Source organism: Bacillus cereus group sp. N11 (assembly GCF_016483605.1).
GTDB classification, from domain to species: Bacteria; Bacillota; Bacilli; order Bacillales; family Bacillaceae_G; genus Bacillus_A; species Bacillus_A toyonensis.
In genome coordinates this window covers 118,181-131,795 of record NZ_JAEHBN010000005.1, presented here as the reverse complement: position 1 = coordinate 131,795, position 13,615 = coordinate 118,181, and the positions used below count along the sequence as shown (strand labels likewise).

Here is a 13,615-nt window from a genome sequence, read left to right as displayed (position 1 = left end):
TGATAATTGAATGTGTACCAGCTATAATAAATTGCCTTTATGTGAACAAGGTATTCGCACGTATGAAAGAGCGACGTGTAATACGCTTAATATCTCCGCTGTATCGATTTTAAAGAAAGAAACACATTTACCTATCGTTGTCGATGTTACGCATTCTACAGGGCAACGTGACCTTCTGCCACCAGCTGCAAAAGCAGCGATGGCAATTGGTGCAGATGCAGCGCAGCAAATGAATATCTCACAGTTCAATGACTTTATGAAAGAATTAAAAGTATTTGGAAGTAAATCACAAAAAAGAAATAAGCATTCCAAAAAACATTTTGGAACAGTTTCCTCTCTATTATATAGTGCCTGTTGTGTTCGATTTTTGTTGGTAAATCGATATGTTTAAAAAATTGTTCATATAATTTGAGTTGCAATCGATATATGCGAAAAATCGCTCATATAATTTGAGTTGTGGTCGAAATATGCGGATAATTGCCGATATAATTTGAGGTGTGGTCAATATATTTGAAAAATCGCTCATATCAATTTCATTTACTATCGTACGGTTTAAAATAAGGTTTCTACTTATGAAACATCTATATTTTTACAAAAAATACCCTTTTTTTCATAAAAAATACGAAAATACGAGAAAAGAAGCGAATTTTTTCGAAACTTTTGCGGGAAAATATTGTATGAGCCTGCGTTTTTATCGTATCATTAGTAAAAGGAAGAACTCGGGACGATTGGTGGCATCTGCAAATAGAGTTGATGTCTTTTTTTCATTCAAGTAACCGATACATAAAAATAGATAACAAAAATAGAAGGAGTGTGCGATGAGATGAACGTAACAATCTATGATGTAGCGCGCGAAGCGAACGTTTCAATGGCTACCGTATCTCGCGTTGTGAACGGTAACCCAAATGTAAAGCCTACAACAAGAAAGAAAGTATTAGAAGCAATTGATCGTTTAGGATACCGCCCAAATGCGGTAGCACGTGGACTAGCAAGTAAGAAGACAACTACAGTGGGTGTTATTATTCCTGATATCTCAAATACGTTTTATGCAGAACTTGCTCGTGGAATTGAAGATATCGCAACAATGTACAAATATAACATCATTTTAAGTAACTCTGACCAAAACAAAGAGAAAGAGTTCCATTTATTAAATACGATGCTTGGAAAACAAGTAGACGGAATTGTTTTCATGGGTGAAGATATTACAGACATTCACATTGAAGAATTTAAAAAGTCTCCAGTACCGATTGTATTAGCAGCATCATTTGATGAGCAAAATGAAACGCCATCAGTAAATATTGATTATACACAAGCAGCTTACGATGCAATGAAGCACTTTATTGAGCAAGGGCATAAACGTATTGGTTTCGTCTCTGGTCCTTTCATTGATAAAGCGGGAAGCGCTAAAAAGTTACAAGGTTATAAAAAAGCTTTAGAAGAAGCAAGTATTTCATATGATGAAAATCTTGTAATCGATGGAGATTACACATATGATTCAGGTATCGAAGCATTCGAAAAGCTTTGGAGTATGGATGAAAAGCCAACAGCTATCTTCGTATCTTCTGATGAAATGGCACTAGGTGTAATCCACGCAGCTCAAGATGCTGGATTAAACGTACCAACTGATATAGAAGTACTTGGTTTCGATAATACACGCCTTGCACTAATGGTACGCCCGCAGCTTTCAACAGTTGTACAGCCAATGTATGATATCGGTGCAGTAGCAATGCGTTTATTAACAAAGTATATGAACAAAGAAAAAGTGGAAGATCACACTGTTATCTTACCTCACCGTATCCAATTTAGAGATTCAACGAAGTAAGTATAAAAAAGCTCACAGCAATTGCTGTGAGCTTTTATTTGTATTCAGGATAGTATTTTTTAACTACTGTATCTACAGTTTCATTTTTCTTAACGTGTAAAAATCTTGCGTACAATTCTTTTCCTGTCTCAAATGGCGTTTCATCTAACTCAAAAACATGAAGTACTTTTTGAAACTTCCATGTTACTTGTTGATCGTATACATTATCGTACGTATCTTCTGATTGTATAGCGATCTTTTTCCCTAGATCATGAGCTTCCTCTAAACTGTTCGCTTTAACGAGAATGATACTTTCTTCAAAAAGCGTATCGTGATTCTCTTCATAATGCTCATCTATCTTACTAGGATTAGGCTCACCTGAATGAACAGATTCAAACAATAATTTTACAGCGTACATTTGGGAAATCTCCTTATGCCGAATGTTTCACTTTATAAACAATACTTGCTACAAGTGAAGCTGGTATTGTAAATACGTTACTTTGATAATGGTAATGTACTTGGGATTCTCCATAAGATATTTTGTCGTATAGTTCATGTTGTGCGACATTCATTTTTTGCTGTTTTTCTTTGAGCGTCTTAATGTAGTTATACTGTATTAGGACGAGAATGATGAAATAGGCTAATACGATTAGTGAAATCCAGATCATTATGAACATGCCCTTATAAAGAATATTTTTATATAACAATTATATCAACAAAAGGGAAAAACAACCATTTATTTGTAACGAAAATCGATTTTCGTCCTGTAATGTTATTCTAGGCTATAGTATAGAATAGGATCCCTTGTTATATGTCACATAAGTGCAAATTCAACTATTATAGGGCAATGTCATGTATAATAGAAAGAAAAGGTTTGTGAGGGGGGAGAGAAGATGATCATTCTTTGGATAATTACGCTTTGCACGACTGCTTTTTTTGCATATATGACGTTAAAACAAAATGGCTTAAAGCGATTTGTTCCAGGAAGTATTCTTGCAGGAATTGCCCTTATCACGTATGTAATTTCTATTTTTACTGAAAGTGTATCAGTGAACATGAGCACAAGTTTAATGTTCATCGGTATTACACTATTTGCAGGTAGTATTATGGTACTTATGGTTGCTGGTATTATTTTATTTATTCATATGAATTCGGAAACGTTATAACATATAAAAAAGGCATGTCCCGAGAGGGGCATGCCTTTTTATCCGTTCAATTATGCTCTATCTTTAGAAGAGTTTTGTTGTTTTAATAAGTCGCGAATTTCGCTAAGAAGAACTTCTTCTTTTGTTGGTTCTGGAATTTCTTCCTCTTTTTCTTCTTCTTTTTTAGATGTTAGAGTGTTGAAAACTTTAATAAACATAAAGATAGAAGCTGCAATGATTAAGAAGTCAAAAATAGTTTGGATGAAGTTACCATACATAACAGCTGATTTACCATATCCAAATTGTAAATCTGTAAAGTTAACGCCACCTAATACCATACCAAGTAATGGTGTAATAATATCTTTTACTAAAGAACTAACGATTTTACCGAATGCAGCACCGATTACAACCCCGACAGCTAAATCAACGACATTTCCTTTGAAAGCGAACTTTTTAAACTCGTTCCACATGTGTTAATCCCATCCTTTCCACGATTCAATATGAAATTTATAATTCCTATCAACATATTCTATAGAAATTTACGAGAGAAATAAAGGGGAAATGGGAATGAAAGTAAATTCTGAAAAATGTATCCGTTTTAATTTTTATTTACATCGTCAAGTAGAGTTTGTAGCATTTGTTGCGTTTTTAATCCTTCCAATCCATCTACAACAGGCTTCGTATCTCCGTGTACACATTCAATAAAATGATGAACAGCATCTTCAAAACCACGCTGCTTTAACGTCGTTTCCCATGAGGAAGAACCGCTTTGTGAAACGGAATTTTCCTCTTCAATTTCAAATGTATTCATATTTTTTACGCGAATGATTTTTCCTGCTGTTACAAGTTCAATTTGTTCTAAATTTGTACCAGCATGGCGGTGCATCGCTGTTGAAAGTAATAGTCCGTTTGTTGTTGTATATGTATGATGGCCGTAAAGAAGTTCATTTTTTTCATTTATTTGCATCATATTATGAACGACGTTAAGGTCATCATTAGCTAACCAGCGAGCAGTATCTACAATATGTAAGTAATCATCTAACATAGTAAAGTCGTACGTATTTGGCCCAACTTTATTTGTACGGTGTTTTTCAATTCGAATCCATGAAATAGTATTAGCTTGTTCTTTTGCAGCAACGTACATAGGAACGAAGCGGCGGTTAAATCCGACCATTAACTTTCGATTGTACTTTTCGCTCAATTCGACTAGTTTTTCAGCTTGTTCTACTGTAGCTGCTAACGGCTTATCTACATAAACATCGATTCCTTTTTCAAGAAGTGTAGAAACGATTTCATAATGTGTAGCAGTGGAACTATGAACGAAAACTGCATCACATTCTGAAGCTAACGTTTCAATAGAATGAAAGTCTTGAATCCGATATTGCTGACAAATTTGTTTTCTTTTTTCCGCGTTAGGTGTAAACGCCCCAACAAAGTGCCAATCTAATTCTTTTGTAAGTGTTGGAAGATATGCCTTTTGTGCAATACTTCCAAGTCCAATCATCCCAATTTTAGGTTTATTCATTTGTATTCCCACCCTATCAATATTGATGTAACGGGTTAAATGTAGCATAGGGCGGGGGAGGAAGGCAAAAGTTAGCTTTTTACTTACGTCCTTCTACTAGAATCTTCTCTATCTCTTCAAAATTATGAGCACGAGCATGCTCTAGTGGGGTGACACCATCATTATCGGGAATGTTTACATCTGCGCCGTGTTCAATGAGTAGGCGAATGACTTGTTGTTGTGTTTCATCGCCGTCACTTAGTACGATAGCTTCCATTAAAGCTGTCCATCCGAGATTATTGACATGGTTTACATCGATATTTGTTCGCGTGAGGAGTTCTTTTATAACAGTAATATAGCCATGTTCTGAGGCTGGGATAAGAACTGTTCCACCGTAACGATTCGTAAGTGCTGGATCCGCACCAGCATCAATTGTTAGTTTTAAAATGTCTAAGTAACCTTCCGCACCGGCGTATAGAAATGGATTGTTTTTTATATTATCTTGGATATTTACATCGGCGCCAGCATCGATAAGAGCTTTCGCGGTCTTTATATCATTTTTGTATGTGGCAATCATAAGCGGGGTGCGTCCTTGACTATCCGTTGCATCTATATTTGCTCCTTGTTTTAATAAAGATATAACAGTGTTCGTTTCGTTTTTTTCAGTAGCTGCTAGTAGTGCAGTCTCCATGTTTGTCATCTCCTTTTTTACTTCTTGTTCTTGCGAGCATCCTTGTAAAAAAATTACACAACATATCATGCTTAATGTTTTTTTGAACATGGAATTTCAACCTCCTAATTTCAACTGTAAAATAAGAACATTAAATTTTTATAAACTGACGCTAAAATTACTATAAAATCGCTTGAGTAATTGAACATATATTTTTATGCTTATGAATATGAAGTTTGAATCAATCGGGCGTTTACGGGTAGCCCGACTTGCACCTAACTTTTTGTTTCAACTGAATTTTGAGGTGGAAGTCTTACTGTCCACAAATAGAGTGATAAAGTGAGGCTGTAAATGATGTCTATTAAAACAAGGTTTTTATTTTCTTATATTGCTGTTATTCTCGTCTCCATTACGCTTATTTTAGTTGCGGGATTTTTAATTGTATTTTCCATAACAGGTGACTTGGAAGCAGTGAAAAATTTTTATAAAAGTTCTTATATTCAAAAGCCGCTGACTCCAGAAGAAGAGAATGCGTATCTTGAATTGAAAGGAGCGGCAAAGCAACATCAATATCAACTATTAGATGAATCGTTCGTTGCATCACTTGAAAAAGAAGGTGTGAAAATAGTTGTAAGAAAGGGAGAAACCATTTCTTATGCTACAAAGGGTTTTGAAAGTTCAACCGTAACAGAAGCCCTTCCGAAATTTGAAGCAGCAAATATTAATAGTCGTGGTACAACGGAACTAGGCGATACATTTTATCGATATGTAAAATTTGATTTTTCTTTTCAAAATAATGAAGAAGGGAGTATATTTGTACTAAAAAAGCAAAGTTCGTTTGTAGATCTTACACAAAAATTATTTCCGATTTTGTTCGTAGCACTTTTATTGTTAGCCATTTTGCTCATTGGGTTAGTAAGTTATTTCGTCTCAAAAAGTGTGATAAAACCAATCTTTGTATTGAAAGATGCGACGGAGAGAATTAAAGAAGGGAATTTAGAATTTCAAATTCCAGTTACATCGCATGATGAAATAGGTCAATTGAATCAAGGGTTTGAGGAAATGAGGAAGAAGTTAAAAGAGTCGATTGAAGTACAAACGCAGTATGAAGAAAATCGAAAAGAGCTCATTTCAAACATCTCCCATGATTTGAAAACACCGATTACATCTATTATCGGATATGTGGAAGGAATAAAGGACGGGGTAGCAAATACCCCGAAGAAAATGGATAAGTATTTAACAACGATTCATACGAAAGCAAAACATATGGATACACTCATTGATGAACTATTTTTATTTTCGAAGCTCGATTTAAATCGAGTCCCATTCCAGTTTGAAACAGTTGAATTAAATATGTTTATGCAGGAATTAATAGAAGAGATGCAGATGGATTTAAGTGAAGAAGGTATAGAAGTGTACTTACAATTACATCCATCACCACTATATGTAACGGCTGATTGCGAAAAGATAAATAGAGTGATATCAAATTTAATTCATAATAGTGTGAAATACATGGATAAAGAAGAGCAAAAAATTGCTGTAACAGTATCGAGTGATAACGATAAAGTTATTGTGAAAGTGATGGACAATGGATCAGGTATAGAATCTGATACACTTCCTTATATTTTTGAACGGTTTTATCGTGCAGAGCAATCTCGAAACTCTAGCACAGGTGGAAGTGGACTTGGTTTAGCGATTGCGAAGCAAATTGTGGAAGAACATGGCGGAGAAATTTGGGCGGAAAGCGAGCCTAGAGAAGGCACAAGCATTTCCTTCTCATTGGAAAAAGTAGAGAAATGTGGTGAGTAAATTGAAAAGAATCTTACTAATAGAAGATGAAGTAAGTATTGCAGAATTACAGCGAGATTATTTAGAAATTAGTGATTTTCAAGTTGATGTAGAGCATTCTGGAGAAATAGGCTTACAAATGGCTCTGCAAGAAGACTATGATTTAATTATTTTAGATATTATGCTTCCGAAAATGAATGGATTCGAAATTTGTAAACAAATACGTGCTATAAAAGATATTCCGATTTTACTTGTTTCAGCTAAAAAAGAAGATATAGATAAAATTCGCGGACTCGGATTAGGAGCGGATGATTATATAACGAAACCGTTTAGCCCAAGTGAATTAGTCGCAAGGGTAAAGGCACATATTTCTCGTTATGAAAGATTATCAGGAAATGTAAGTAAGCAACGTGATACGTTATATATTCATGGAATCTCTATCGATCAACGAGCGAGGAAAGTTTTTATAAACAATGAAGAAATCGCGTTTACAACGAAGGAATTTGATTTATTAACATTCTTTGTAACGCATCCAAACCAAGTATTAAATAAAGAACAGTTATTTGAACGTATTTGGGGATTAGATTCTGCTGGCGATTTAGCTACTGTTGTCGTTCACATTAGAAAGTTACGTGAAAAAATTGAAAGAGATCCTGCCCACCCGCAATATATTGAAACGGTATGGGGAGCTGGTTATCGTTTTAATGTGTAGTAAACCTGTCGAAGTGTTGACAGGTTTTTTATATGCGTAATAGTGTATTACACTTATGATTTGAATTTGAAAGGGAATATTAGGTAATTCGTGTTAAAATATAAAGAGAAATAAAACGCAGGATGGTTTGAGAGGAAGTGTTAGGTTTTGGGGGATGTACGAAAGAATATTAAATCAAACAAGGCTTTAAAGATTGGGACTAATATCATACTTATTTTATTAATCATTGGTGCAATACAAATGTTTTATGATAAAGATTATACAAATGACCATTTAGGTGGATTATTTTTGGTGGCTTTTTGGATGGTTAGAAGTATGTTTGGTATTACGATCAGCGTAAAAGAAGGAGATAAAAAGTCAGTATTTATTGATTTAGGTTTAGTCCTTTTTTCTTTTTATCTTTTATTTTATTATAGTATGAAGTTTTTCTTCTAAAAAATAAAGCTCAAAGTCATATAGAGACTTTGAGCTTTTATTAGTACATTAGTCTGTGAATTCATATGTTATTTATTTAGATTTTTTTAATAGTAACTGAACTCAAAACTGGATTTTCCCTGTTATAACGTTTTGTAAAATTCTTGTGTGATAGAAATAAAGTGGGTAGCCTCTTCTAAAAAAGGATAATGGTTACTGTCCTCAAATGGAATAAAGATAGAATTACGTATACCCTCATGCATCTCGATAGAATATTGAATTGGGCACTGCACATCGTGTCGTCCGCACATAATAAGTGTCTTTGTTTTAATAGAAGGTAAAGACTCTCTTAAATCAAATGAAGAATATTCATGAGCGAAAGCGTTCATCCGGCTGGTGGACATTGTTTTTTTGATCGGTCTACAAAAATAAAAGTTATAGTTTTCTGGTTTATACAATGATAATTTTGTTCTCTTAGTAGATAGTTCCTTTCGCTCTTCATTTGTAAGATGAGGGTTTTTCAAGTTCTTGATTAGTTCTTGCATATAATGAAATTGTGGATGGTAGGAATGGTAAATACAGTTTGATGTTTTCGTATAATCACTTGCTGCAGCTCCGGTTACGACTAATGATTGTAAGGAATTCGGATATGTAATCGCATACAAAATTCCAAGCATACCACCTGTTGAATGACCGGCGAAATGCCATGTTGGAAGTTGTAATGCTTCTCGTATTGCTTCTAAGTCGTGGATTGTTTCAATCATGCTTAATTCGTTTTCTGACTGGGCGGTTACAGAGCTACCGGCATCTCGTAAATTAATGAGAAATACACGATGCATAGCAGTAAAAACATCCGCGAAGTAATCACCAGTTTCATTAAATTGTGAATAATGGTGTGTAACACAAAGCGGTTCACCATTCCCTTTTGTAAAGAGTTCAAATGTACCACGTTTCGTGCGGAGCATTTGTCGTTTCCACATAATATCACGACCTTTTCTCATAAAAGTTGGGCCAGACTGTTATGAAATGAAAATATATCAGCGATTATTAGAATATATCGGCGCAACTCGAAATATATCAGCGATTATCAGAATATATCGGCGCAACTCGAAATATATCAGCGATTATTAAAATATATCGACTTACTGACAGAAATCGAAAATAAATAAAAGGAGGCTATTAAAAAACGAGCCTCCTTTTCGTTTAGTACAAAGATTTTGTCATATTATTCCGAATAATTTCAAGGGATTTCGCTACAGTTAATGCATTCTTTTCTTCAATTTCTGGTTTACGGGGGATAGGTTTATACATGTTGTCTGGATCTTCCCATGTGAGGGGAAGTTCTGTTTCTGCTTGTCCTTTCCAAGCGTCAATCCATTCTGGAGGAAGATAACCTGAGATGTTTTGGATGTTGTTCATTTCGAGCCAAATGAGTGCCCACGCTCTTGGGACGACGCGCCAGTGGTCATAGCCACCGCCGCCGACAGCGATCCAGCGACCGTTGCAATATTCATTAGCGATTTCGCGAGCGAGCTTCGGTATTTCACGGTAAATATTCATCGTTGCACAAAGGTGTGTAAGTGGATCGTAATAATGCGCATCTGCACCGTTTTGCGTTAAAATAATATCCGGTTTAAAGTATGCGGCAACTTCTTTTACGACAGTTCGATATGATTCTAGAAACGATTCATCTTCTGTAAAAGCATCGAGTGGAACGTTAAAAGAATAACTATAGCCATTACCTTGTCCACGTTCATTTACAGCGCCAGTTCCAGGGAATAAATAACGTCCGGTTTCGTGTAATGAAATGGTGCATACGCTAGGGTCATCATAAAACGACCACTGTACGCCATCACCGTGATGAGCGTCTGTATCAATATATAAAACACGTAAACCGTATTTCTTCTGAATATATTTCATTGCGATGGAGCTATCGTTATAAATACAAAAGCCAGATGCTTTACCACGGAAGCCATGATGTAAGCCGCCTCCTAAGTTAAGCGCGTGTTTTACTTTTCCAGAAAGAACAGCATCGACAGCTGTTAACGTACCACCAACGAGCAATGCGCTTGCTTCGTGCATATTTGAGAACATCGGTGTGTCTTCTGTTCCAAGTCCATATGTCATCGCAATTGATTTTTCTAACTTTCCTTCTCCAGCACGTTTTACCGCATGTATGTACTCCTCTGTATGAACGTAAGCAATCTCTTCATCTGTAGCCATCCGTGGTGAGATGATTTGGGAAGGAGAGATGAAACCGCCCTTTTGTAATAAATCATACGTAAGTGTGACGCGCAGTTGGTTAAAAGGATGATCAGGGCTAAATGAATAGCCCCGAAAGTCATCCGAATAAATAAACGCGCTACTCATGCTTGCATCCCCATGATGTTTGGCCATAATACGCGGTAGCCTTCTGCTTCAAGTGCATCAATCACTTTTAGCGGATTCATCGTTTGAATGCGGAAAACGAGTACTTTATCATTCTCATCTTTTGCTGGATAGACGAGAACGCTCACGATATTTATTTGTAAATCACTAAAAATAGCAACGACTTTTCCAAGAATACCAGGTTCATTTTTTACTTGAATTTCAATTTGTGAACTTGGTTGATGTGCTCCTGTTAATTTTACTAACGTGTGCAGTACTGTAGATTCTGAGATGATACCAACTAACTTACCAGCCTTTGTAACAGGAAGGCAGCCAATTTTATTTTCAAAAAATAAAGTAGCAATTTCCTCAACGAAATCGAGAGGGTGGCAAGTCATAACAGGATGTTTCATAATAAGTTCAAGTGGTTGCTTCAGCATATCGAGTGAAACTTGTTCATCTAGAATAGACGGACTTGCATCTCTTACATCCCGATCAGAAATAATGCCTACGACGTGATTATTTTGATCGACAATTGGAATGTGCCGAATTCCTTTCGTGCGAATCGTTCGGATTGCTGTTTCGATTGTATCGTTTGGATGTAGCGTAACTACATTTTGATTCATAATTTCTTCTACAATCATTCCAGTTGCCCCCTTTATTAATACATAAAACGATTGTGAAAACGTAGACGGTCAAATGCTTGAATAGAATCCGTATCAACCCGTTTACCGATGCGGACCATTAAACAGTTGGCGGGATGTGAACAAATTTCAGGATCGTCTGTAGCCATCCATTGTAACCCACCGGCATTCATCATCTTTTCCATTACTTTTCGGTATTCCCACACATTCAATCCTGTTTGTTTCAAATCCCAGTGCCAATAATATTCAGTCGTCAATATAATGTAATCTTCCATATAATCGTCCATCATAGACACTTCTAATAAGTTCTTTCCGACAGAGGACCCTCGGAAGGCTGGGACTACTTCAATTGCCCCAAGCTCAATTAAGTTTTCCATTTTTCCTTCTGACCATCGTTCAAGTGGATCAGGATATAAATATGTAACATATCCAACAATCATTTGGTCATGTCTAGCAATAATGAGTCGAGCTTCTGGTAATTTAGAAATTTCGACAATTGCTTTATATTGCTGCTCGGCAGGACGAAACGCAATTAAATCTGGATGGAATTCATACATTTCAAGATTATGGGTAGAGACAGGACCTTCAATAATTAAAGTGCCTTTCGCTGTTTTCAAGTTTCTAGCATTATATATTTTTTTATGAATCAATGTATTGCTCACCACCTTGAGGGTTTGTGAATCTATTAATATCGTACTTTATAATATATGCGATGTGAATCGAATTTTGTCATTAAAAATTTGTCTAAAAATCAACAAATATACTGAAAATTTTAAATAATGTCTTTATAATAGATAATAGAATACATAGGAGGGGGATGTAAAGTATGAAAGTAGAAACGCTTCCTGTCATTAAAGGAGAAAATAATTTGCCGAATTATGAAGAGGCATACGCGAATTTTAACTGGGAAGAGGTTAATAAAAATTTTACTTGGAATGAGACAGGCCGAGTAAATATGGCGTATGAAGCAATTGATAAGCATGCGAAATCTGATCGAAAAAATAAAGTAGCCCTTTATTATCAAGATGGATCGCGAAAAGAGAAATATACATTTAAGGAAATGAAGGATTTTTCTAATAAAGCAGGAAACGTCCTAAAAAATTATGGCGATGTTGAAAAAGGCGATCGCGTTTTTATTTTTATGCCACGTTCTCCAGAATTATATTTCGCGCTTTTAGGTGCAGTGAAATTAGGAGCAATTGTTGGACCGCTATTTGAAGCATTTATGGAAGGCGCAGTTCGTGATCGTTTAGAAGATAGCGAAGCAAAGGTGTTAATTACAACTCCTGAATTGTTAGAGCGTATACCATTAAATGATTTACCAGCTTTAAAAACAGTCTTTCTTGTTGGAGATAATGTAGAAGAAGGCGGTAAAACAGTAGCGTTCAATCCTTTATTTGAACAAGCTTCAAAAGAATTACATATCGAATGGTTAGGCCGCGAAGACGGTTTAATTCTTCACTATACGTCTGGTTCTACTGGTAAGCCAAAAGGTGTTCTCCATGCGCAAAATGCAATGGTTCAGCACTATCAAACGGCGAAATGGGTATTAGATTTAAAAGAAGATGACGTATATTGGTGTACTGCTGACCCGGGCTGGGTAACGGGAACTGCTTACGGCATTTTTGCACCGTGGTTAGTCGGAGCATCAAATGTTATTTTAGGTGGACGATTTAGTCCAGATGCATGGTATGAAGCACTGCAAGATTACGGTGTAACAGTTTGGTATAGTGCACCGACAGCGTTCCGTATGTTAATGGGAGCTGGACAAGACGCAATTAAAAAATATGATTTATCACAAGTGCGCCACGTGTTAAGCGTTGGTGAACCGTTAAATCCAGAAGTAATTCGCTGGGGTATGAATGCATTTGGACTTCGTATTCATGATACGTGGTGGATGACAGAAACAGGTGGACAAGTTATTTGTAACTATCCGTGTATGGAAATCCGTCCAGGTTCAATGGGTAAACCAATTCCAGGTGTGAAAGCAGCGATTGTTGATAATGAAGGAAATGAAGTGCCTCCATACACAATGGGTAACTTAGCAATTGGTAAAGGTTGGCCAGCTATGATGCGTGGAATCTGGAATAACCAGCAAAAATATGAGTCATACTTTATGCCGGGAGATTGGTATGTATCAGGTGATTCAGCTTATATGGATGAAGACGGATACTTCTGGTTCCAAGGACGTATTGACGATGTAATTATGACGTCAGGTGAGCGCGTTGGACCGTTTGAAGTAGAAAGTAAACTAATCGAGCATGCTGCTGTTGCAGAAGCTGGTGTAATTGGTATTCCTGATCCGGTGCGTGGCGAAATTATTAAAGCGTTTATCGCACTTCGAGCAGGATACGAACCATCTGATGAATTAAAAGAAGAAATTCGTCAATTTGTAAAAAAAGGCCTAGCAGCTCATGCAGCGCCAAGACAAATTGAATTTAGAGATAAATTACCGAAAACGAGAAGTGGTAAAATTATGCGCCGCGTATTAAAAGCGTGGGAGTTAAACTTACCAACAGGTGACTTATCAACGATGGAAGATTAAGAGAGAAAGGTCTGAACGAAAAATG

15 protein-coding genes and 1 pseudogene are annotated in these 13,615 nt (G+C 36.2%); 7 read left to right on the top strand and 9 right to left on the bottom strand.

Going from position 1 to position 13,615, the window contains the following annotated elements:
- Positions 1-34: 34 nt before the first annotated feature.
- Both JDS98_RS10200 and ccpA read left to right on the top strand, forming a co-directional pair.
- Positions 35-286: pseudogene (locus JDS98_RS10200) on the top strand (bifunctional 3-deoxy-7-phosphoheptulonate synthase/chorismate mutase); the annotation flags it as partial.
- 537 nt (positions 287-823) lie between these two features.
- Entirely contained in the window at positions 824-1,822 is a 999-nt protein-coding gene (ccpA, locus tag JDS98_RS10195; protein WP_001103299.1) for a catabolite control protein A, read from the top strand.
- 34 nt (positions 1,823-1,856) lie between these two features.
- Here ccpA and JDS98_RS10190 read toward each other — a convergent pair whose 3' ends face one another.
- Positions 1,857-2,219: a DUF4288 domain-containing protein gene (locus JDS98_RS10190; protein WP_000271415.1), complete on the bottom strand. Its 363-nt coding sequence runs from the start codon at positions 2,217-2,219 to the stop codon at positions 1,857-1,859.
- 13 nt (positions 2,220-2,232) lie between these two features.
- Complete coding sequence (locus JDS98_RS10185) at positions 2,233-2,469, bottom strand: DUF3949 domain-containing protein (protein WP_000637875.1); 237 nt, start codon at positions 2,467-2,469, stop codon at positions 2,233-2,235.
- Between the two features lie 225 nt (positions 2,470-2,694).
- Between JDS98_RS10185 and JDS98_RS10180 the strand changes: the two genes are divergently transcribed.
- Positions 2,695-2,967, top strand: coding sequence for a DUF3917 domain-containing protein (locus tag JDS98_RS10180; RefSeq protein ID WP_098711738.1), 273 nt, complete (start codon positions 2,695-2,697; stop codon positions 2,965-2,967).
- A 50-nt stretch (positions 2,968-3,017) separates the two neighbouring features.
- Here JDS98_RS10180 and mscL read toward each other — a convergent pair whose 3' ends face one another.
- The 3 genes from mscL to JDS98_RS10165 form a co-directional block, all read right to left on the bottom strand.
- The gene (gene mscL / locus JDS98_RS10175; protein WP_000267017.1) at positions 3,018-3,416 is read right to left on the bottom strand and encodes a large conductance mechanosensitive channel protein MscL; all 399 of its coding nucleotides are present in this window, start codon (positions 3,414-3,416) and stop codon (positions 3,018-3,020) included.
- 128 nt (positions 3,417-3,544) lie between these two features.
- The gene (locus JDS98_RS10170) at positions 3,545-4,471 is read right to left on the bottom strand and encodes a Gfo/Idh/MocA family protein (RefSeq protein WP_199633867.1); all 927 of its coding nucleotides are present in this window, start codon (positions 4,469-4,471) and stop codon (positions 3,545-3,547) included.
- A gap of 79 nt (positions 4,472-4,550) precedes the next feature.
- Entirely contained in the window at positions 4,551-5,231 is a 681-nt protein-coding gene (locus tag JDS98_RS10165) for an ankyrin repeat domain-containing protein (protein ID WP_087970544.1), read from the bottom strand.
- 243 nt (positions 5,232-5,474) lie between these two features.
- Between JDS98_RS10165 and JDS98_RS10160 the strand changes: the two genes are divergently transcribed.
- From JDS98_RS10160 to JDS98_RS10150, 3 genes are all read left to right on the top strand, one after another.
- On the top strand, positions 5,475-6,929 hold the full coding sequence (locus JDS98_RS10160; RefSeq protein WP_199633894.1) for a sensor histidine kinase: 1,455 nt from the start codon (positions 5,475-5,477) through the stop codon (positions 6,927-6,929).
- A 1-nt stretch (position 6,930) separates the two neighbouring features.
- Positions 6,931-7,620, top strand: coding sequence for a response regulator transcription factor (locus JDS98_RS10155; RefSeq protein WP_002039721.1), 690 nt, complete (start codon positions 6,931-6,933; stop codon positions 7,618-7,620).
- Positions 7,621-7,767: 147 nt separating this feature from the next.
- On the top strand, positions 7,768-8,055 hold the full coding sequence (locus tag JDS98_RS10150; protein WP_000503083.1) for a hypothetical protein: 288 nt from the start codon (positions 7,768-7,770) through the stop codon (positions 8,053-8,055).
- Positions 8,056-8,177: 122 nt separating this feature from the next.
- Here JDS98_RS10150 and JDS98_RS10145 read toward each other — a convergent pair whose 3' ends face one another.
- From JDS98_RS10145 to acuA, 4 genes are all read right to left on the bottom strand, one after another.
- Positions 8,178-9,035: an alpha/beta fold hydrolase gene (locus tag JDS98_RS10145; protein WP_199633866.1), complete on the bottom strand. Its 858-nt coding sequence runs from the start codon at positions 9,033-9,035 to the stop codon at positions 8,178-8,180.
- Positions 9,036-9,237: 202 nt separating this feature from the next.
- Positions 9,238-10,404 (bottom strand): acetoin utilization protein AcuC, encoded by a 1,167-nt coding sequence (gene acuC / locus JDS98_RS10140; protein WP_000092816.1) that lies wholly within the window; start codon positions 10,402-10,404, stop codon positions 9,238-9,240.
- The gene (locus JDS98_RS10135) at positions 10,401-11,045 is read right to left on the bottom strand and encodes an acetoin utilization AcuB family protein (RefSeq protein WP_002123078.1); all 645 of its coding nucleotides are present in this window, start codon (positions 11,043-11,045) and stop codon (positions 10,401-10,403) included. The genes acuC and JDS98_RS10135 overlap by 4 nt, the downstream gene beginning before the upstream one ends.
- Before the next feature lie 17 nt (positions 11,046-11,062).
- A complete protein-coding gene (acuA, locus tag JDS98_RS10130) occupies positions 11,063-11,695 on the bottom strand; it encodes an acetoin utilization protein acetyltransferase AcuA (RefSeq protein ID WP_098711742.1) in 633 nt (210 codons plus the stop codon).
- Between the two features lie 176 nt (positions 11,696-11,871).
- On the opposite strand from acuA, the gene acsA reads away from it, so the two are divergent.
- Positions 11,872-13,590: an acetate--CoA ligase gene (gene acsA, locus JDS98_RS10125; RefSeq protein WP_000862062.1), complete on the top strand. Its 1,719-nt coding sequence runs from the start codon at positions 11,872-11,874 to the stop codon at positions 13,588-13,590.
- Positions 13,591-13,615 lie beyond the last annotated feature (25 nt).